The organism is Streptomyces sp. NRRL F-5630, from assembly GCF_000719475.1.
In the GTDB taxonomy this organism is placed as follows: Bacteria; Actinomycetota; Actinomycetes; order Streptomycetales; family Streptomycetaceae; genus Streptomyces.
Window position 1 is genome coordinate 23,994 of sequence record NZ_JOGO01000017.1, and the last position, 17,989, is coordinate 41,982.

General features: G+C 72.4%; 14 protein-coding genes, 1 tRNA gene and 2 pseudogenes. 9 read left to right on the forward strand and 8 right to left on the reverse strand.

Annotation, left to right across the window (positions count from 1 at the left end; genetic code table 11):
* Nucleotides 1-1,084 precede the first annotated feature (1,084 nt).
* From IF99_RS0110950 to IF99_RS0110960, 3 genes are all read right to left on the reverse strand, one after another.
* Nucleotides 1,085-2,497, reverse strand: coding sequence for a Cys-Gln thioester bond-forming surface protein (locus IF99_RS0110950; RefSeq protein ID WP_030996208.1), 1,413 nt, complete (start codon nucleotides 2,495-2,497; stop codon nucleotides 1,085-1,087).
* 315 nt (nucleotides 2,498-2,812) lie between these two features.
* On the reverse strand, nucleotides 2,813-3,922 hold the full coding sequence (locus tag IF99_RS35585; protein WP_030996209.1) for a single-stranded DNA-binding protein: 1,110 nt from the start codon (nucleotides 3,920-3,922) through the stop codon (nucleotides 2,813-2,815).
* 385 nt (nucleotides 3,923-4,307) lie between these two features.
* Nucleotides 4,308-4,670: a DoxX family protein gene (locus IF99_RS0110960; protein ID WP_030996210.1), complete on the reverse strand. Its 363-nt coding sequence runs from the start codon at nucleotides 4,668-4,670 to the stop codon at nucleotides 4,308-4,310.
* Nucleotides 4,671-4,836: 166 nt separating this feature from the next.
* On the opposite strand from IF99_RS0110960, the pseudogene IF99_RS0110965 reads away from it, so the two are divergent.
* A pseudogene (locus IF99_RS0110965) lies at nucleotides 4,837-5,532 on the forward strand (LysR family transcriptional regulator); the annotation flags it as partial.
* A 160-nt stretch (nucleotides 5,533-5,692) separates the two neighbouring features.
* A complete protein-coding gene (locus tag IF99_RS35735) occupies nucleotides 5,693-5,824 on the forward strand; it encodes a hypothetical protein (RefSeq protein WP_420705661.1) in 132 nt (43 codons plus the stop codon).
* 47 nt (nucleotides 5,825-5,871) lie between these two features.
* Here the strand turns inward: IF99_RS35735 and IF99_RS0110975 are convergent, their stop codons facing one another.
* A complete protein-coding gene (locus IF99_RS0110975) occupies nucleotides 5,872-8,100 on the reverse strand; it encodes a GTPase (protein WP_030996211.1) in 2,229 nt (742 codons plus the stop codon).
* A complete protein-coding gene (locus IF99_RS0110980) occupies nucleotides 8,097-9,995 on the reverse strand; it encodes a dynamin family protein (RefSeq protein WP_030996212.1) in 1,899 nt (632 codons plus the stop codon). Before IF99_RS0110980 ends, IF99_RS0110975 begins: the two co-directional genes overlap by 4 nt.
* A 312-nt stretch (nucleotides 9,996-10,307) precedes the next feature.
* Between IF99_RS0110980 and IF99_RS0110985 the strand changes: the two genes are divergently transcribed.
* A tRNA-Arg gene (locus IF99_RS0110985) sits at nucleotides 10,308-10,383 on the forward strand.
* Nucleotides 10,384-10,740: 357 nt separating this feature from the next.
* Here the strand turns inward: IF99_RS0110985 and IF99_RS0110995 are convergent.
* On the reverse strand, nucleotides 10,741-11,493 hold the full coding sequence (locus tag IF99_RS0110995; protein WP_267882238.1) for a helix-turn-helix transcriptional regulator: 753 nt from the start codon (nucleotides 11,491-11,493) through the stop codon (nucleotides 10,741-10,743).
* A 245-nt stretch (nucleotides 11,494-11,738) separates the two neighbouring features.
* Here IF99_RS0110995 and IF99_RS30715 point away from each other — a divergent pair.
* The 3 genes and pseudogenes from IF99_RS30715 (at nucleotide 11,739) to IF99_RS32225 (ending at nucleotide 14,596) form a co-directional block, all read left to right on the forward strand.
* Nucleotides 11,739-12,448: pseudogene (locus IF99_RS30715) on the forward strand (SDR family NAD(P)-dependent oxidoreductase).
* A gap of 1,389 nt (nucleotides 12,449-13,837) precedes the next feature.
* A complete protein-coding gene (locus tag IF99_RS0111005) occupies nucleotides 13,838-14,401 on the forward strand; it encodes a dihydrofolate reductase family protein (RefSeq protein ID WP_030996214.1) in 564 nt (187 codons plus the stop codon).
* Between the two features lie 51 nt (nucleotides 14,402-14,452).
* Nucleotides 14,453-14,596 (forward strand): SDR family oxidoreductase, encoded by a 144-nt coding sequence (locus IF99_RS32225; protein ID WP_078655055.1) that lies wholly within the window; start codon nucleotides 14,453-14,455, stop codon nucleotides 14,594-14,596.
* 63 nt (nucleotides 14,597-14,659) lie between these two features.
* On the opposite strand, the gene IF99_RS0111015 is transcribed toward IF99_RS32225, so the two are convergent.
* Both IF99_RS0111015 and IF99_RS0111020 read right to left on the reverse strand, forming a co-directional pair.
* Complete coding sequence (locus IF99_RS0111015; protein ID WP_030996215.1) at nucleotides 14,660-15,508, reverse strand: NAD(P)H-binding protein; 849 nt, start codon at nucleotides 15,506-15,508, stop codon at nucleotides 14,660-14,662.
* Entirely contained in the window at nucleotides 15,505-15,930 is a 426-nt protein-coding gene (locus tag IF99_RS0111020; protein ID WP_030996216.1) for a nuclear transport factor 2 family protein, read from the reverse strand. The genes IF99_RS0111015 and IF99_RS0111020 overlap by 4 nt, the downstream gene beginning before the upstream one ends.
* Nucleotides 15,931-16,025: 95 nt before the next feature.
* Here IF99_RS0111020 and IF99_RS0111025 point away from each other — a divergent pair, with 95 nt between their 5' ends.
* The 3 genes from IF99_RS0111025 to IF99_RS35455 all read left to right on the forward strand — a co-directional run bounded on the left by IF99_RS0111025 (nucleotide 16,026) and on the right by IF99_RS35455 (nucleotide 17,713).
* Complete coding sequence (locus IF99_RS0111025) at nucleotides 16,026-16,625, forward strand: TetR/AcrR family transcriptional regulator (RefSeq protein WP_030996217.1); 600 nt, start codon at nucleotides 16,026-16,028, stop codon at nucleotides 16,623-16,625.
* A 357-nt stretch (nucleotides 16,626-16,982) separates the two neighbouring features.
* Entirely contained in the window at nucleotides 16,983-17,294 is a 312-nt protein-coding gene (locus IF99_RS0111030) for a hypothetical protein (protein ID WP_158716591.1), read from the forward strand.
* Nucleotides 17,295-17,587: 293 nt separating this feature from the next.
* Nucleotides 17,588-17,713, forward strand: coding sequence for a hypothetical protein (locus IF99_RS35455; protein WP_267882237.1), 126 nt, complete (start codon nucleotides 17,588-17,590; stop codon nucleotides 17,711-17,713).
* Nucleotides 17,714-17,989 lie beyond the last annotated feature (276 nt).

The window sequence follows — 17,989 nt, forward strand, 5'->3', positions numbered from 1 at the left end:
GAGGCGGGCCTGCCCCGCGTCGCCGGACTGGGGGCACCCCGCCCGGGCGAGAGGGCGCTGAGAGACGAACCTTCCCGACCTCGCGGGACTGGGGTACCCCACCGGATCGGGAGGGCACCGCAAGACGAACCTGTGCCACGTCGCGGGGGACTGGGACATCCCGCCCGGCCGCAAGGGCACCGCGGCTTCATCCCGGCACCGGTCGCCAACGCCTTCCGGGGACACGACAGCGAGGAGCGTGACACGGCTCCGCTCGTGGCGGCGCGGGGGACCTCGTGGCGGCGCGGGGACCTCGTGGCGGCGCGGGGGACAAGGACCCGCGGACGGGGAGGAACCGTGCCACGGCAGAGGGCACGGCGGGGAGCGAGGGCTACGAAGAGCGGTTCTCCGACTGCGGGCGTATGGGCTTTTCGGGGCGGGGCACGAACGGACGCTAAGCGCGGGCCTTCTGGGGCAGGGCACGCACGGACGCTTAAGCGCGGGCCCTCTGGGGCGGGGCACGCATGGACGCTAAGCGCGGGCCCTCTGCTGCAGGGGCGCAGACGCCGGGGGCGGGGCTTCTCTGGTGCGGGGCGCGTGGACCGGCGTGCGGGCCCTCCGGCGCGGGGACGCGGGCACGCCGCCTGCGGGCCCTACCGGTGCGGGGCGCCCGAGCACGGCCTGACCTCGGACGTCTTGCCTGCGCGCTGCGCCCGGCGGACCGTAGCGCGGTAGCGAGACGTCCGGGGCTCCGGGATCTCATCGCCCGTGGGCAGGAGAGCCAGCCGGTGGCCGGGACTCGGGCCCGGGCCGGCCAGCCTGTCGGCTGATGCGCCTCCACCCCGTTCTAGCGGGCGGCCGGGCGGGAGCAGCCGTGAGCACATCGACGGGGGGCGGCCCTGGCCTCGGGCCTCTTACCCGCGCGCCGCGCCCGGCGGACCGTAACGCGGTAACCAGACGTCCCGGGCCCCAGGGACGGGCAGGCGCCAGACTCAGCGCAGGCGCCCTCGCTCGGCCCCGGTCGTCGGTGGCCCCGCCGAGGCCACCGGAGCGGTGTCCCCGATGGCCTCGGTTGTGGTGAGCTACTCCGTCACCGGCTGGTCACTCACTGCCCGGCCGGCTTGCGGCGCTTGATGAAGAAGACCGTGCCCGCGCCCAGGATCACGAGGACCACGGCGACACCGGCGATCACCGGCGTCGCGCTGGAACCGCCGGTGGCGGCGAGGTCGCCACCCGAGCCCGACCCCGAGTCCGAGCTTTGCGCGGGGGTCGTCGGCGAGGCGCTCGGCAGCGGGGACTGCCCGCCCGCCGGGCTCGCGCCGCCGTTCGACGCGACCTTGCAGTCGAGGACGCCCTTGAACTCCTTGGTGAAGCCGTTCGGACCCTTCACCGCGAGGTCGTAGGACTGGTCCTCCTTCACCGGCACGGTGATCGTCGCGGACTTGCCCGCCTCCACCGTGTGCTGCTGACCGGCTAGTTCGAACGTGAACGGCTTGTCACCCTGGTTGCTCGCGGTCACGTCCACGCCGCCCTTGGCGCAGTTCTTCTCCGCCGAGACCGCCGGTATCGGGCCGCTCTCGCCCCACGTGGCGGTCGCGGTCGCGGCGACTGTCGAGTCGCTGGAACCGGCGAGGATCTGCGTCTGGCTGCGCGTCTCGGAGGCGAAGGCACGGCCCACCGGGACGTTCGTCGTCGCCTGGACGCTCAACGAGGCCGAGCCCGGCTGCGCCCCCGCGGGTACGTCGAACCACAGCTGGGTGCCGTCCGCGGCCGACTCGACGTCCTTGCCGTCCTTGTCGACCAGCTTCACCCCGGCCGTCGCCGCGTCCCCGCCGACCTCCACCTGCGCCGTGCCGGCGTTGGTGTGGACCGTGACGGGGCCGAGCTTCTCGCCCGCCTTGCCGGAGACCGCCGCGGGCTCAAGGCCCAGCGACGCCTTCGGCTCGGCGACGTTCTGCGCGGCCTTCTCCAGGTAGTCGGCGAGCTTCTCCGCCGCGGGGTTGACCGCGTCGACGTCCGCACCGTCCGAGTACCGCCAGATCGCTACCTGCGTCCCGGCCGCCGCCGTCCGCTCGGTGAGCGCGCCGCTGCCCGCCTTCGCCGCGAGCCCCGCGAGGTCGTTGACCTGCGGGTAGGAGTTCTTCAGAATCCAGCGGATCTTGCCTGCGTCCGGGTTGGCGTTCAGCGAAGTGCCGCTCCAGGGCGTCTCCTGGTACTTCGCGCCGTCCTGCGTCGGGTGGTGGATGTCGATGCAGTAGGTCTGCAGCGCACCGCCCTGATCCACGGCCATCGTGAAGAGCCCGGCCTGGACGCGCTGTTCCTTGCCGTTCTCGTGAATCACCGCCGTGTCACTGCTCTTGTTCAGCCCGCTCAGAGTGGCCGTCGCACCCCCCTGGTGTCCGGAAGCTGCGTCCGCCGCAGCCGCACTCGCACCCGCGATCGCGCCCGTGGCGACGAGTCCCGAGACGAATACCGCTGCGGTGAGGCGGGCGGCACCCCGCCTGCGTACCAAAAACATGTAGTTCCCCTCCGGGCAGGACCCGTGCGGCCTCGCGCCGCGCGTGGGGTGGGGTCCTGCCAACAGAAATGTCGGTGCCAAGTGCCCCGTGGGCCGGGGTCACGATTCCGCCCGGCCTGCCGGGAATCCTAGGGAGGGGCCGCCCGCCACTTCCCCATCAGACCATCCGACAATCCCATTGCGACTCAATCGTTATCCCGGCCAGTTACGTTCCTCCTGGGCTGACCGAAGTGGGACGGAATACAGGGCAAATGACGGCCCGTCACTTTATGGCGGGCCCTCACGGACTGCCTTCTCCTCCCCAAGGCCGGGCCTTCAGAAGGGCGGCACCGCGTCGGGATTCCCCAGCGAGGCGCCGACGGGGACCGCCTCACGCACTCCCGTCCCCACGTCCGCTTGCGTCACCACGTTCACACCCGTCCCCGCCTCCGCGCCGACCCCCGCCCCCGGCGTCCCCACCGTTCCGCGCACCCGCCGCTTGGCCACCGTGCGACGCGCGGTGCGGGCGGGCGCAGCGGCGGCGGTCCCGGGCTCCGCCGCCGCGGACGACGCACCCTCCGGCGTCTCCGTGGACTCGCACCGGGAGGAAGTGACGGCACCTCGCTCGTCGTCCGGAGCGGGAGGCGTGGTCACCCACGGGACAGGCCGCTTCGCCGCCCGGGTGCGGGGCTGGGGCTGCGTCCGGACGGGGGTTTGGGCCTCGGGCTGCGTCTGTACCGGAGACTGGGCGCCCGGAGCGCCAGCCGCAGCAACCGGAGCGGAGTCCGGGAGAGCTGGGGCCGGTGCTTCCTTCCCGCCGCCTCCGCCGCTCGTACCGCCCGAAAGCACGCCCGCCTCCTCACCGCTGGAAGCGGGCCCCCGCAGGAACATCTCGTCCACCACGTCCCCCACTCGCGCAGGTTCCCGCGTCGCCGCTCCGCCCGGGCCTGGCGCCGCGCCGCTCCCTGTTGTACTCGCGCCCGACGCATCCGCCGCTCCCGTGAGGTCCGCCGTCGGCCCCCATGACGTGGGCCCGTACCTCCGCTCCCGTGCGATCACTGTGGCAGCCGCGCTCGAACGCGCGTCGTCACGCGAAGGCCTGCGGAAGGCCGAGGTACCCCGAGCCAGGTCGTGCCCGACCGAGACGGCCTCGATCTCGGCCGAGAGCCGCCGTTGCCCGTCGTACACCTCGTCCCGCAATCGCAGCCGCCCGTGCACGACGAGCGGGTCACCGATCGCCACCGAGGAAGAGACGTTGTCCGCCAGGTGACGCCAGGCCACCACCGTGAAGAAGTTCGTGTGCCCGTCGATCCAGCGCTGCTCCTCCCTGTGCCAACGACGGGCTGTTGCCGCGAGCCGGAAGCGGGCCATCGCCCCGCCCTGCGTCTCACGGAACACCAGATCGGTCGCCACGTTCCCCGCCACCGTCACCATCGTCTCGTTCATCTCGTCCCCCTCGGATCGTGTGCAGGTGGCGCGTTCGGGCACGCCGCACCTGTCGGATGCGCTCCGGCCACATCGGCGCCGGGCATGCACACACAGTGACAGAGAGAAACGACAGCGCGCACCTGTCGAGAGACGTTCCGAGAGCGAAACGGCGACTCAAGAGCGCGTTTCCGCAGGTCGCTTCAGAAAACGCGAACACCTCTCACTCGAAAGGATGAGTGAATTTTTTGCATTTCGACGCTGCGAGAAATTCTCACGTACTGTCACGAGCAGGCCGCGTCGGAGGCAGGCATTCCTTGCTGTGCCTCCGCGTCCGCCCCCTCGTCGACCGTGTCCTTGAGGACGCGCCCGAGCTCTCACGCGCTGAGGCAACGGTCGGCTCACCTCACAGCCACACGGTCGCCAGCCACACCGTGACACCCGCCAGCACAAGGAGCCCCGCGTTGAGTTCGATCCGTCTGTCGCCTCCGGTCAGGTGTACCGGGATCGCGCCGGCCTGGAGCACGACGAAGCCGGCCGCCGCCACGAGCGCGAGCCACGGCGCGATGCCGGTGAGCGGCGGCAGGATCAGCCCGGCCGCGCCGAGCATCTCGACGACGCCCAGTCCCCTGAGCACGGTCGGCGGCACCCGGTCCACCCACGCCATCATCGGCCGCAGCCGCTCGCGGGACCGCGCGGCTTTGAGAGCGCCCCCGTACGCGTAGAAGAGGGCCAAGAGGCTGGCGAATATCCAGTACGCGATGTTCATGATCCCTGTCCGTCGAGGTCGGTCCGGGCGGAGCGAATCCGCGCGGCCGGAGCCCCTGCTCGCAGGCGCCGGCCCTCCGCCATCCGCCTCCGATTGCACGACGTGAGGTCCCTCCCCGTCCAAGACCTCTTCCGCCCACCTCATACCCGATCGGTATCGTCCCAGGATGGAGCTACGCACCTTGCGGTATTTCGTGACCGTCGCCGAGGAGGCGCACTTCGGCCGGGCCGCCGCCCGGTTGCACATGAGCCAGCCGCCGCTGAGCCGTGCGGTCAAGAAGCTGGAGGCCGAGATGGGCACCCCGCTCCTCCTGCGCTCGCCCACAGGGGTATCGCTCACTCCCGTCGGGAAAGTGCTCCTGGAGGAGGCGCGCGGACTGCTCGACCACGCCGAGCGGGTACGCGAGCGGGTCGCGGCGGCGGCCGGTCCAGCGCGGCTCGACGTGGGCATTCTGGGAGACAGCGCCGACCCGGGGGCGAGCCGCCTCGCCGAGGCGTTCCGCGCGCGGCATCCCGGTATCGAGTTGCGGGTGCGGGACACGGATCTCACCGATCCGACCTGCGGCTTGCGCGCGGGCCGCGTGGACGTCGCGCTGACGCGGGGCCCGTTCGACGAAGCGGGCCTGTCGGTACGTGAGTTGCGCCGCGACCCGGTGGGGGTCGTGCTCCGCGCGGACGACCCGCTGGCAGGTGCCGGGGCTCTTACGCGGGCCGATCTGGCGGAGCGTCCCTGGTTCCGCTTCCCGCCGGGAACCGATCCGCTCTGGCAGGACTACTGGTGCGGCGGGGACGGAGAGGGACCAGTCGTCAGAGTCGTGCGGGAGTGCCTGCACGCGGTGCTGTGGAGCGGGACGGTGGGACTCATGCCGCTGGCCGGCGAGCCCTCCGGCCCCTCCGCTCCCGGCCGGCCCCCCCTTCTCTCCCGGGGAGCCCGCTCCTCGCCGGTCCATCCCCGTTCCAGACGCCCGACACCCCTTCGGCCACGACCTGCCGCCCGGCCTGACGGTCGTGCCGCTCACAGGGATGCCCCCGAGCCGGGTCCTCGTGGCGTGGAACAAGGGGAACAGCGATCCGCTCGTGCGCTCCTTCGTCGCCCTCGCGGCCGCCGCCTACCGTGCCCCGGCGGTCACCGCTCCTCCCGGCGGTACCGGATGAACAGCCGGTACCGCCGACGAGGCCCGACGAACACCCGCCACCGCCTCCTACACCGTCGCCGCGCCGTGCAGCACGCTCTCCGGCACGGCGCGGGCGCCGGTGCCGATGGCGGGCCCGGGTCCCGCCATCCGTGCGTACTGCTCGCGCACCTCCTCGTACCGCAGCAACTCCGCCGCCACCGGGTCGAGTACACGGGCCCGGCCGCAGCCCGCGGCGGCCTCGCGCAGGGCGCGCTCGGCCTCGGCCCCGTAACGGCGGGCCGGTCCCCTGGCGGCCATCCTGCAGGCCCACTCGACCGCCGGGCCGCCCACGATCCCGGTGCCCGTCAGCAGCGCCGCGATCGTCACCTCGGCGGTCAGTACACCTGTCACCTGGGCGAACAGCCACAGCGCGCCGATGACCTGGAGTGCCGTCATGAGCACCTGGGTGGCGACGGCGACCGGCCACCAGCCGGGTCGCGGGGGACGCGCGGCGGGGCGTGCGGCACGTTCGGCGAGCGTGTCGAGAGCGCGCGGAAGGTCCTTCGTGCCGCGTACCGCCGTCTCGCGGACCGCGACGCCCCACGGCTCGGGAAGGCCGCGCGCGGCCTCCTCGCCCACGGTGCGCACAGCCTGTTCGACACGTTGGCGCGCGACCGGCTCGGGCTCGCGAGGCGGCTCGGGGGCGGGGCGCGGCTGCTCGGCCGCGCGGCGCTCCTCGTACCGGCGCCACAGCCGCAGCCACGGAGTGCCGCAGGCGCGGTTGGCGTTGCGGCGCCAGGCGCGTTCGGCCGCCTCGCCGGCCGCCGTGGCGCCGACCGCTTCGGCGAGCCGGTCGGCGAAGGCGGCGCGGGCTTCCTCGCTGAGCCCGGGGGTGCGCCCGGCCGCGTAGAGGGGGCGCAGGCGTTCGGCGACGAAATCGATGTCGGCCGAGAGGCGGCGTGCGGCGGCGCGACGTTCGCCGACGAACTCGGCGAGCATTTCGCGCAGTTCGTCGACCCCTTCGCCGCTGAGAGCGGAGAGGGCGAGAACGGTCGCACCGGGTTCGCCGTGTTCGCCGAGCGGCATGCCGTCCTCGTCGAGGAGGCGGCGCAGGTCGTCGAGGACGAGGTCGGCGGCCTCGGCGGGGAGCCGGTCGACCTGGTTGAGGACGACGAACGTGACCTCGGCGTGGCCGGCGAGAGGACGCAGATAGCGCTCGTGGAGGACCGCGTCGGCGTACTTCTCCGGGTCGACGACCCAGATCACGGCGTCGACGAGGCCCAGCACGCGGTCGACCTGGGCACGGTGCTCGGCCGCCGCCGAGTCGTGGTCGGGCAGGTCGACGAGGACGAGTCCGCTGAGCTCCCCGTCGCCCTCGGGCGGCAGCACGGGCCGACGTCGCAGCCTCCCGGGGACGCCGATCCGGTCGAGCAGCCCGGCGGCCCCGTCCGTCCAACTGCACGCCAGGGGGGCCGAGGTGGTGGGGCGCCGGACGCCGGTGTCGGAGATGTTGGCGCCCGCGAGGGTGTTGAAGAGCGTCGACTTGCCGCTCCCCGTGGCCCCGGCGAGCGCGACGACGGTGTGGCGGCCCGAGAGCCGGCCTCGCGCGGCGGCCTCGTCGAGCACACGCCCCGCCTCGGCGAGGGTGTCCTCGTCGAGACGGGCCCGGGAGAGGCCGACGAGTTCGCGCAGGGCGTCGAGCCGTTCCCGCAGCGGGCCCTCGCGAAAGGCCCGCACCTCGGCGCCGCTCCCGCGGCTGGCGGTGGCCTCGTGCGTCGTGAGGTCCGGGCACGCACCGCCCGGCCCGGCGCGGCGTGCGATGAGCCCGTCGTCGAACGCGGGGCGGCGGGCGCCTGCCCCGGCATCGGTACCACCCTCGTGCTGAGTGGGCGTGTTGTCTTCGGCGGGCGTACGGGGGTCCCTCCCCGTCTCGGCGGCACCGCTCCCGTTCCTGGCCTCGCTGTCGGTCCCGTCCTCCTCCGTCTCGGCGGCGTGGGGGGCCTCCGCCATGGAACCTGTCGCCCGCGCGGTCGCACGCCCCTGGAGCGGGCCGGTCCTCGGCGTGGTCCCGTCGGCCGGGGCGGGCACGCGCGCCGCACCAGCCGTGGCGGCATCTCCTGGAAGGGCGCCGGACGTACCGCCGACGGTGCCCCGCACTCCAGGCGTGCCCTGGGGGCCGGGGACCTCGTGGGCGTCGTCGGCCGGGGGAGCTTGGGGAGCGGGGGGCTCCGGGACGGGGGCACAGCCGCCCGTCACCCCCAGGGTGCCGGGGGCGCTGCCGGGGTGGTCCTGGTGCTCGGTGGCGGCGGTACTCACGCGCTCACCCCTCCTTCTGTCTCGGCGGCTCGAACGTTGTCTTCCGCATGGCCCGCTTCGACGGCGGCCGGCACCACGCCGCGGGCCGCCGCGTCGGAAGCGCCCGGCGATTCGGGGATGGCGGCCGTGGCGGTGGCGCTCGGCGCGGTGGCGGGCACGGGCACGGCGACCACCTCGGGCCGGGGGATGACGGCGGTCCGCACCTCACGCATCTTCTCCACCACGGAGAGCGCGGCGATCAGGGCCGACTGCGGTTCATGGCCGATACCGAGGGCGTCGAGCGGGGCGAGGCGGCGTTCGCGTTCCGCGCCGAGTACGCGGTCGAGGCACTCTCCGAGGAGTTCACCGCCCCGGTCGCGCAGGCGTACCGCGGCCTCCGCGCCGATCCGTTCGGCGAGCGACTCGCCCGCGACCCCGCCGCGCCGGCCGCCGAGCAGCGCGGTGACGAGCAAAGCCGTGACGGACTCCGGGTCGGGGGCCGTCGTGTGGTCGAGCGCGCGCACCTCCTCCTCCGCGTACTCCTCGACGACGCGTCGCCAGCGCCGCACCGCGACGCCGATGCGGTGGGCGAGCGGTTCCGTGCCGGCCGGGGACACGGGGCGCAGTTCGGGGGCGCGGGCGGCGGGTTCGCGGCGCCAGCGGGCGTCGATGCGCTCGTCCGCGGCGGTGACGGCGCAGAGCAGGAGCGCGGCGAGGCTGTCGACGAGGGCGTCGAGGAGTTCGGCGGGGGTGCAGTCGACCGGGTGGGCCTGCCAGCGCTTGAGGGCGTCCCCGGCGAGGACGGCGCCGTCCTGGAGCCGCTCGTGGAGCCGCGCGTGTTCGAGGGCGTGGGCCTCGTCCACGGCGGTGCTGAGCCGGACGGCGGCGGCGTACTGGGCGGCGACGGCCGCGGCGAGTTCGGGCATCCGGCGGCGCAGGGAGCCGAGCGCGCCGCGCGCCGTGCGGCCGACGGCGCGGGCCCGCGCGTACGGGTCGGCGGCGCGGTGCGCGAGCCAGGCGCGGAGCGGGGCGACGGCGGTGGCGGGCAGGAGCCCTCCCCCGCCGGTGGACTCGGGCAGTTCGGGGACGGTGAAGCGGGGGACGTGGCCGAGCCCGGCCTTGGTGAGGAGCGCCCCATACCTCTGCGAGACCTCGCCGAGCACCTGGTGCGGCACGCGGTCGAGGACGGTGAGGAGCGTGGCCTGCTGCTCCTTGGCGGTGCGCAGGAGGTGCCAGGGCACGGCGTCGGCGTACCGGCTCGCGGTGGTCACCATGATCCAGATGTCAGCGGCGCAGATGAGTTCGGCGGCGAGGAGCCGGTTGCGGACGACGAGGGAGTCGATGTCGGGGGCGTCGAGCAGGGCGAGTCCCGGCGGCAGGGCTTCGGCGATCTCGATGCGGAGCACCCGGCCGCGGTTCTCCTCGCCGGTCTCGTAGCCCTCGTCGTCGTAGGCGCCGTACTCGTCCTCGTAAGGGGCGTCGGTTTCCTCGTAACCGCCGTAGCCGGAGTGGTCGGCGGAACGGGCGGAGTCCTGGCGGGGGACCCAGACGCGGGTCAGTTCGGGAAGGACGCGCAAGTCGGCGAACCAGTGGTGGTCGTCGGGGTGGCAGACGAGCACCGGGTTGCGGGTCGTGGGGCGCAGGACCCCGGCCTCGCTGACCCGGCGGCCGACGAGTGAGTTGACGAGCGTCGACTTGCCCGCGCCGGTCGAGCCGCCGACGACGGCGAGGAGCGGGGCCTCGGGCGTACGCAGGCGGGGAAGGAGGTAGTCGTCGAGCTGGGCGAGCAGTTCGTCCCTGTTGGCGCGGGCGCGTGGAGCGCCCGGCAGCGGCAGGGGGCAGCGCACGGCGGCGACGCGGTCGCGCAGGTCGGTAAGGGCGTCGAGAAGCTGAGGCCGTGCATCCAAGGTCACCACATGCGCAGAATGCCCGGTTTTGGCGACATATTGAAGCGTTTGGCCGCTTCCGCGTGGCTAGGAAACCCGGGCGGTGGAAGGGAGCGGGGGTGGCGAGGGATAACGAGTGCACAACACCCTGGCCCCGATGGGCCTCAAAACGATGCGTGATTCGCACCTGCCTGCGATTATCGGGACCGCTTCACCGAACCTACACAACGTGGCGCGCAGGCGAAGCAGCAGGGACACGGACCCCGGAGCCCTATCCTTGTCCCCGGCAAGGCCACCGCCCTGCCCGTACCAGTGCTCCCGGCCACCGGCCGCACACGACCGGCCCCCGTAGCTCAGTGGATAGAGCAGGCGCCTTCTAAGCGCTTGGCCGCAGGTTCGAGTCCTGCCGGGGGCGCCACCGCCACACCCCCGACCCGGGAAGCAAACGCCAGGTCAGAGGGGGCGGCGTCACACCTTGGCCGGGAGTCCCTGCCACAGCCGCTGAGGTTCCGGCGTCTGCGCTGGTCGGCGACTCGCGGGAGCGGGGGCGGGCACAGGTACGGCCACCCTGATCACGAACGTTGGTGACGTCGTCCCAGAATCAGGTGACCGTGGAGGCCCCGATAGCCCAGACCACCTGGGAGCGGGTGTTCCGGGCGGCGGAGGATGCGATCGCGGGCCGCTTGGCGTGGCCCGCGGTCTTCCACGCTGGCGCCGTCATCAACGGTTTCTGATCTCTTCGGCGCACCTCGAGTTGCCCTTGTCCGGCGGCGAGTCATCCGGAAGGCGAGTAGATCACGATCCAGTGGTCCCGCTCCGGGTCGTGCAGCATCTCGCTCTGGAAAACCAGCCATCCTCGTGTCGGGTGGTGCAGGCGCTTCACGCCAGACCGATCAGCCATGACCTCGCCCCGCTCCCAGTAGCTTCGGAAGATGGCACTCGTCGCTGAGAGCTCCGCGCACAAGGACCTGAGGTATTCGTCGTCCGGGTATCGGCCCATCGCAGAGCACAGCTCAGCCGTGGCCCAGCGGGCGTACCGGTCGGCCCCCTCCTCTCCGAGGACGCGGAGTGCCGTAGCCGAGAAACCGTGGTGGACGATGTTGCGCCTGTACCGACTCCTGCCGGACTCCGTTCCGAGGAGCTCAGCGGCGGCGGCGTTGCGCGCCATCACGTCCAGGCGCCCGTCGTGGATGGTGACCGGGACGGTGTCGTCGAGGTTTCGCAGCAGTTGGAGGAGCCCTGGCCTCACCTCGCAGTCAGGGGCGAGCGGCTCCGGGGGCAGCTCACCAGCGAGTCGGAACAGATGATCCCGCTCAGGGGCCGTGAAGCCAAGGGCACCTGCCAGGGCGGTGAGGATCTCCCGTGACGGGCGGGGCGCCCGCCCCTGCTCGAGACGGGTGTAGTACTCGACGGAGATCCCGGCGGCTTCGGCCACTTCCTGGCGTCGCAGGCCTGGGACCCGCCGTCGTGACGCCGACCCTTGGACCGACCGCCCAGCAGGCGCCATCATGGCGCGCTGATGGCGCAGGTATTCACCGAAGCCCGCCTAGATTCTCGTCGGCATGAACACCATTGTCTCCCGGCCGTCCGTCGGCTGGTCCTCTCAGTACCAGGTTCGGTCGAGCCTCCCCCGTCGTGCGGAAGTCCCGCATGGTTACCGAAGAACGCGATGTGCCGGGGTGGCACAGGCGCTCACCCACCGCACCACATCGAACAAGGGAGGGCCTTGTGCCCACGGACCGCATCGCTCTCGTCACCGGAGCCAACCAGGGCATGGGTAAGCACGTCGCGAAGGAGTTGGCCGCAGATGGCGTCACCGTGTTCATCGGATCCCGCGATCTCGCCCGTGGCGAAACGCCGGCCGCTGAGATCGGAGGCGGCGCCGTCGCTCTCCAACTCGATGTGACCACGCGGCATCGGTCGCTTCGGCCGCCGAGCGAATCGACGAGGAAGCCGGTCGGCTCGACCTCCTCGTCAACAACGCCGGCATCTCCACTACCCGTACGGGTCCCTTGGACATGGCCCAGTTGCGCGCCCTGGCGAAGCCGAGCGTTGCTTCGCTGGACGAGGTGCGGGCGGTATGGGAGGTGAACGTGTTCGGCCCCTTGCGGGTGTACCAGGCCATGCTGCCGCTGCTGCGCAAGTCATCGGACGCGCGCATTGTCAACGTGACGAGCGCACTGGGCTCGCTGACGCTTGCCTCCGACCCGTCCTTCGCGTACCACTCCTCCTTCGAACCGGTCTATGCCGCGTCGAAGACGGCGCTCCACGCAGTGACGCTGTCCATGATGACCGAGCTGGAAGCGACCGACATCAAGATCAATCTCGTCTCGCCGGGATTCGCGCGCACCCGGCTGGTCAACTTCGAAGGTACGGAGTCGATCGAGGACGCCGCCCGCGAGGTGGTGCGCGTCGCCCGGCTCGGGCCGGACGGGCCCACCGCGACATTCACCACCTGGGAAGGGACGAGTCTCCCCTGGTAGCACTGCCACCAGGCGTTCCGGGTCTGCGGGAGAGCGTGGGGCTCCGATCCGAAGGCGGAGGCCGAACCGGTGCCTCCTCGCGGGCCGATCCGCCGCGGCTTCCGTTCCTCCTGCTCGGTCGGTCGGCGCTCCCTCACCGGCCATGCCCTGCGCGTCTCCCTTCGACGGGCGGCGGTCCGCACCCGAGGACTTGCCTCAACCGACCGCCCGTCGCCGGGATGTCCTCCCCGGCACCGGCCGCGGCAGGAAGACGTAGGACGTGGGCACGCGCCGGCCACATCCGGAGACGTGGAAGACGGCTACGAGACTCGCCCATCAGACCATCGTCCCGTGCCGGACGCAGGGGCGCCTCCAGCCCAGAGCGGTGGTCGGCGTACGGCGCGGGTGGCCGCAAACCGCGTTGCTCCTGGCGGAGCGGAACGGGCAGTGCCGGAGGGACGGGTGCGGCGCGGTCGGACACCGCCGGCGTGGGCTTCGCGGTGCCGCATCCCGGGGAGGGGGCGGGCAGGTCTCCTTGGCCGGATTGTTTGTGGGGTTCCTGGTTCCGACGCAGGTTCTTGGCTAGCTGTCGCGGTGTCAGGCAGTCGTTCGGGGCAGAGGTGTCGCGGGGCTGATGGGCGGGTGCCGGTCCGTGGTCGGGGATATCTCGGCCCGTGGGTGCCACCGGCTCTGCTCACGGACAGGCAACCGAGGCCGGCCCCGCGCGGCTGTACCCGCGCGCTGGGTCGTCATGACGCAACCCGGCGCGTCCATGTGGCGGGCCGACTCGCTACTGGTGGCCCGCACCGGTGAGTCGGCAGATCCCCTCGTCGAGATACGCGGCCCCGGAGGAGCCGCGGAATTCCCCGCCGAAGGAGCCGCGTCAGCGCCGTGATGACTACGGGCTCGCGGTTTCGGCGCGACGGCGATGACCAGGGGCCTTCCTTGTCGTGGCGAGCACGGCGGCCCGGCGTGGAGGGAGCCCTCGCCCCTCGGGCGGTCGCGAAGCCCCCATTCACCGTGAAGGGGCGGCACCGACTGGCCGCCGCCCAACGGGGAGGGTGATCTACCCGTGAGGGCTCCCGCAGGGTCGCCGACGGCGCATGGCCCATCGGTCGGCCGACGCGACAGCCGCGAGGGGGTCAGTCAACTGACACGGCGGCTGGCTACCCACCCCCTGTTCCACCCTCCCTGATCTCACCGGCCGGTGCCGGTTTCGTCGGCCAGCTCAGCGGGGCGCCCTTCCTCGTGGCGGCGAGGTCGAGATCAGGCGATGCGTCCGGCACGGTCGCGTACACCGCGCCGGGCCCCGAGCACGAGTAGTGCATGGGAGCGCGGATTCCGCACCGATGAGTTTCCCGCGCCGCGCCGGTCGGTAGGGGTGAGACCGACTTACGGAAGGCTGGCGCCATGCGGCGATTGACCTACGGCATGAACCTGACCCTGGACGGATACATCGCCGCGCCCGGCGACGACATCGGCTGGAGCGGGCCGAGCGACGAGCTGTTCCAGTTCTGGTCCGACCGGTTGCCGGCGACCGAACTGACGCTCTACGGGCGCAAGCTGTGGCAGACGATGAGCTCCTACTGGCCGACCGCGGACCAGCAGCCCCACGCCACCCCGGCGGAAAGCGAGTTCGCGCGTCGCTGGCGGGACAAGGCGAAGGTGGTGTTCTCCTCGACGATCGACAAGGTCGACTGGAACACCCGTCTGGTCCCCGGCGACGCGGTCGCCGAGATCACCCGGCTCAAGGCCGAGGACGGCGGCCCGATGGACATCGGCGGGGCGACGCTCGCCGGGGCGGCCATGCGGGCCGGGCTGATCGACGAGTACGTGATCGCCGCCCATCCGGTCCTGGTGGGCGGTGGCACGCCGTTCTTCACCGCGCTGGACAGCTGGGTGCGCCTGAACCTGGTGGAGACGCGGACGTTTCCCGGCGGCGTGGTCGTCACCAGGTACGAGACGAAGCGCTGAGACAGCGGCGTTCGCGATTCAGCGAGTCTCACGCAGAGGGCAGAAAGGCCGCTGACGTGCCATCAGGGCGTGCCAACGCGGCGCGTGGCGGCTCCGGAGGAGACGGCGGGCACGATCGTGTTCCTGGCGTCCGACCGGAGCGGCCGCATGACCGGCTCGGAAATCTACGTCGACGGCGGCTCCAGCCAGCCGTGACGCTCGCGCGGCCCGCCGGGGGCCGCGCAGTCGCCGCTTCCGGCGGCTGACCGTCCTGGGAGATCAGCCATTGCCTCGCATCTCCCTCTCCACGAGGGCGCGGAAGGTGCGCGGGGGCCGGCCGGTGAGGCGCTGGACGGTGTCGGTGACGCGGTCTTCCGCCCCTCCGGCGATGGCGCGGTCCATGTCGGCCAGCATGGCGGCGAACTCCACCGGTACCTGGGCCGTGAGGCGGTCGCGCATCCGCTCCCAGGACAGCCGGCGGTGGACCACGGCCCGGCCCGTGACCTCGGTGATGATCGCGGCGATGTCGTCGTAGGCGAGCGCCTCGGGTCCGGTGAGGACGAGATCGGCGTTGGGGGCCTGCTCGTCGGTCAGGGCGCGGACGGCCACGGCGGCGATGTCCCCGGCGTCGACGAAGCCGACCCGGCCGCTTCCGGTGGCGGTCCGCACCACGCCCTCGTCGCGGATGCTGCGGGCGTGGACGTGCGTGCCGGTGAAGTTCTGCATGAACCACGAGGGCCGCAGTACCGCCCACTGGGCGAACAGACCGGGCAGGGCCTGATGCACCTTTCCCACCGCCGGGCCGCCCTCGGGCACGGCCGAGGAGCTCAGCAGCACCGCGCGGCGCACGCCGACGGTGCGGGCTTGGTGGAGGAACGGCAGCATGACGGCCGCGGGGTCGGAGTCGCCCAGGGGCGGTACGAGGTAGACGCGGTCGACGCCGTCGAGGGCGGCGGCGTGGGTGGCGGGGTCGTACCAGTCGAAGAGGACCGGCTCCGCGCCTGCGACGGGGGTGGCCCGGCGGCCGGCGGCTTTGACGCGGTGGCCCGCGGCCGTCAGCTGTGCGGTGGTGCGGCTTCCGGTGGTGCCGGTGGCGCCGATGACCAGCGTGGTGCCGGTGGTGGTCATCGGCCGCTCCCGGTGAAATCGGCGCCGGGCTCCTGGAGGGCCAAGGGGTTCCAGTAGTCGCGGTAGGAGGTGAAGTGGCCGTCCCGGACGGTCACGACGGCGATGTAGGTCATGTCGAAGCGGGCGTCGCTCTCCACCAAGCGGCCGATGCCGCGCATCTCGACCACGAGGGTCTCCGGATCGGTGGTCTGGTGGATGCGCAGGTCGGGGAAGTCGTGCAGGTCAATGTGGTCGGGGTAGTGGCGCATGTAGGCGGCGATGGCCTCCTTGCCCTCCAGACGCCGGGGCCAGCCGTCGGGGGCGAAAGGGAACTCCATGAGACCGTCCTCGGCCCACAGGGCGACCCAGGCGGGTATGTCCTTGTCGAGCAGCAACCGCAGGCTGTGGCGGTACAGATCCGCCGGAGAAGTCGGTGCGGACACGGGTATCCTCCATTCACAGAATCCGGACTTCGGGTCCGCTTCAACGATACGGACCACGGGTCCGCTTTGCAAAGGGAAGGAAGGGAAGAAGCGGCATGCCCGCACGCCAGTCGTCCCGCAAGGACGCCGTCCGCAACCGCGAGGCCGTACTCGCGGCCGCCGACGCCCTCTTCACCCGCCGGGAGAGTCCCGAGGACGTCACCATGGCCGACGTGGCGAGTGCGGCCGGCGTCGGCAAGGCCACGCTCTTCCGGGCCTTCGGCGATCGCGCGGGACTGCTCCGCGCGCTGCACGAGGCACGGCTCGAACCGGTCAGGCAGGCCGTCGAGACCGGCCCGCCCCCTCTGGGACCCGCGACCCCGCCTCACGAGCGCGTCCCCGCCCTGCTCGACGCCCTCCTGTGCTTCAAACTCGACAACCAGCGCCTCACACTGGCTCTGGAGGAAAGCGGTGGCAGCAGCAGCCCGTACCGGGCGGAGCACTACGAGCGGTGGCACAGCCTCCTCCGCACCGCGCTGACCCAGATCCCCGGCCTGACCGGCAGCGACTTCACCGCCCATGCCCTGCTCGCCGCCACACGAGCCGACCTCGTCGAGCACCTGGCCGGAGAAGAGCGCATTTCGCGGGAGAGGATGCGGGCGCAGTTGGCGGACTTCGTCACCAGGGTCCTGGCCCCGGTCCACGGCGAGAATTGACCGCCGAGGAGTGAGCGCCGAGGAGTGACCGAGGATCGGGCGAGTCCTTGATCAGCGGGCCTCTCGACGGGGTCCCTTCGCCAGGAGGAGGGCAACAGGAGCCCGAGGGACCGCAGTTGACCTGGGATCGCTTCAGGCAGGCCCCGTCCACACGCAGACGAGGGCAGAGCCCCCTACCGAGACATGTGACGTGCGAGGAATCTGCGCCGTGACGGGCGCTCAGTGCCCCTCTCCGAGCGACGCGGATGACATCGAGCGCCACCACTGCCCCCGCTGTGATGCCCGGTCCGGCTCGCCCTGCCGCTCTCGTGGCGGCGCGCGGTCGTCGGCGCGTACCGCACGGGGCAGTTCACGTAGGTGCCCCGTCTCGTGAAGCCGCTGCGGCTGCGGGCCCTGGCCGCTCCGGGCAGGGCCCGCAGCGGCCCGGCCCCCTCCCCCGCCCCCCTGCCGTCGCGGACACCCCACGTCCAGACATCCGCACGGCTGCCGCACTGGCCTCTCCCGCTCAAGCAGGAGGTACACCCCGCTCTGTCCGATCTCGCCGACTGGCACCGCGCCTGGATGAACACGCACGCGCTCACCGGCCAGGGGAAGCTGCGGGTCCATGAGGTCGTCGCCTATGCCATCCCCTCGGCTCCCTGGGAAGTGCTGACCCTGCTCACCGACTGACGCGACTCAGGGCGGACCCGTCAACGCGGCGCCCCCTGCCGGGGGCCACCGCTTCATCGAGGAGCCACGGGGGAGAGCATGCCGCAGACGCCTGTACTTCCCCTCTTCTCCCGTACAGGTGGGATGTGCGGGATGACGCATCGTGGGTGGAGACCCTCGCCGAGCCGCAGACGCGGTACTTCAAGAATTTATTGAAGGCGGGCGGGCCGTGCTGTCGGGCGCCGCACCCTTCCGTCGGTGATCGGCCCCGGGTTCGCGCGGTGGTGGCTCGCCGCCTTCAGCCACTCGCCGCTGTGGCCTGGACATGCGCCGCGCGAGCGCTGCTGCGGCATGGCCGGTCGGCGGAACGGCTCACCTACCAGCTGTACTTCGTGGCGTTGGGAGTCACCCTTGCCGCCGCGCCTCTGCTGCTGGCATGAGCACCGAGGTCTCTCGGGGTTGCCTCCAAGGTGAGGCCACGGGGGATGACGGTCATACGGTGCGGCTACCCGCGGAGGATCCGCCAGGACTTCGGGCAGGCAACGCCGCGCTCGACAGGCGCACGTGGGGGCGAGCACGGGGTTCAACGTGCGCCTGGTCGTGACCGCTCACCCCCTTGGCGGGTGCCCGACGCCGGTGGTGCACCGCAACCCGGCACCGACGCTCTTCGCGCCCAGCCAGTCCCGCACCGGCCGAAGACGCGCCCCCACACGCCC

Coding starts and splice junctions, on each gene's coding strand:
- IF99_RS0110950 (WP_030996208.1), bottom strand. CDS start 2,497: ATGTTTTTGGTACGCAGGCGGGGTGCCGCCCGCCTCACCGCAGCGGTA.
- IF99_RS35585 (WP_030996209.1), bottom strand. CDS start 3,922: ATGAACGAGACGATGGTGACGGTGGCGGGGAACGTGGCGACCGATCTG.
- IF99_RS0110960 (WP_030996210.1), bottom strand. CDS start 4,670: ATGAACATCGCGTACTGGATATTCGCCAGCCTCTTGGCCCTCTTCTAC.
- IF99_RS35735 (WP_420705661.1), top strand. CDS start 5,693: ATGCCCCCGAGCCGGGTCCTCGTGGCGTGGAACAAGGGGAACAGCGAT.
- IF99_RS0111005 (WP_030996214.1), top strand. CDS start 13,838: ATGCGGCGATTGACCTACGGCATGAACCTGACCCTGGACGGATACATC.
- IF99_RS0111015 (WP_030996215.1), bottom strand. CDS start 15,508: ATGACCACCACCGGCACCACGCTGGTCATCGGCGCCACCGGCACCACC.
- IF99_RS0111025 (WP_030996217.1), top strand. CDS start 16,026: ATGCCCGCACGCCAGTCGTCCCGCAAGGACGCCGTCCGCAACCGCGAG.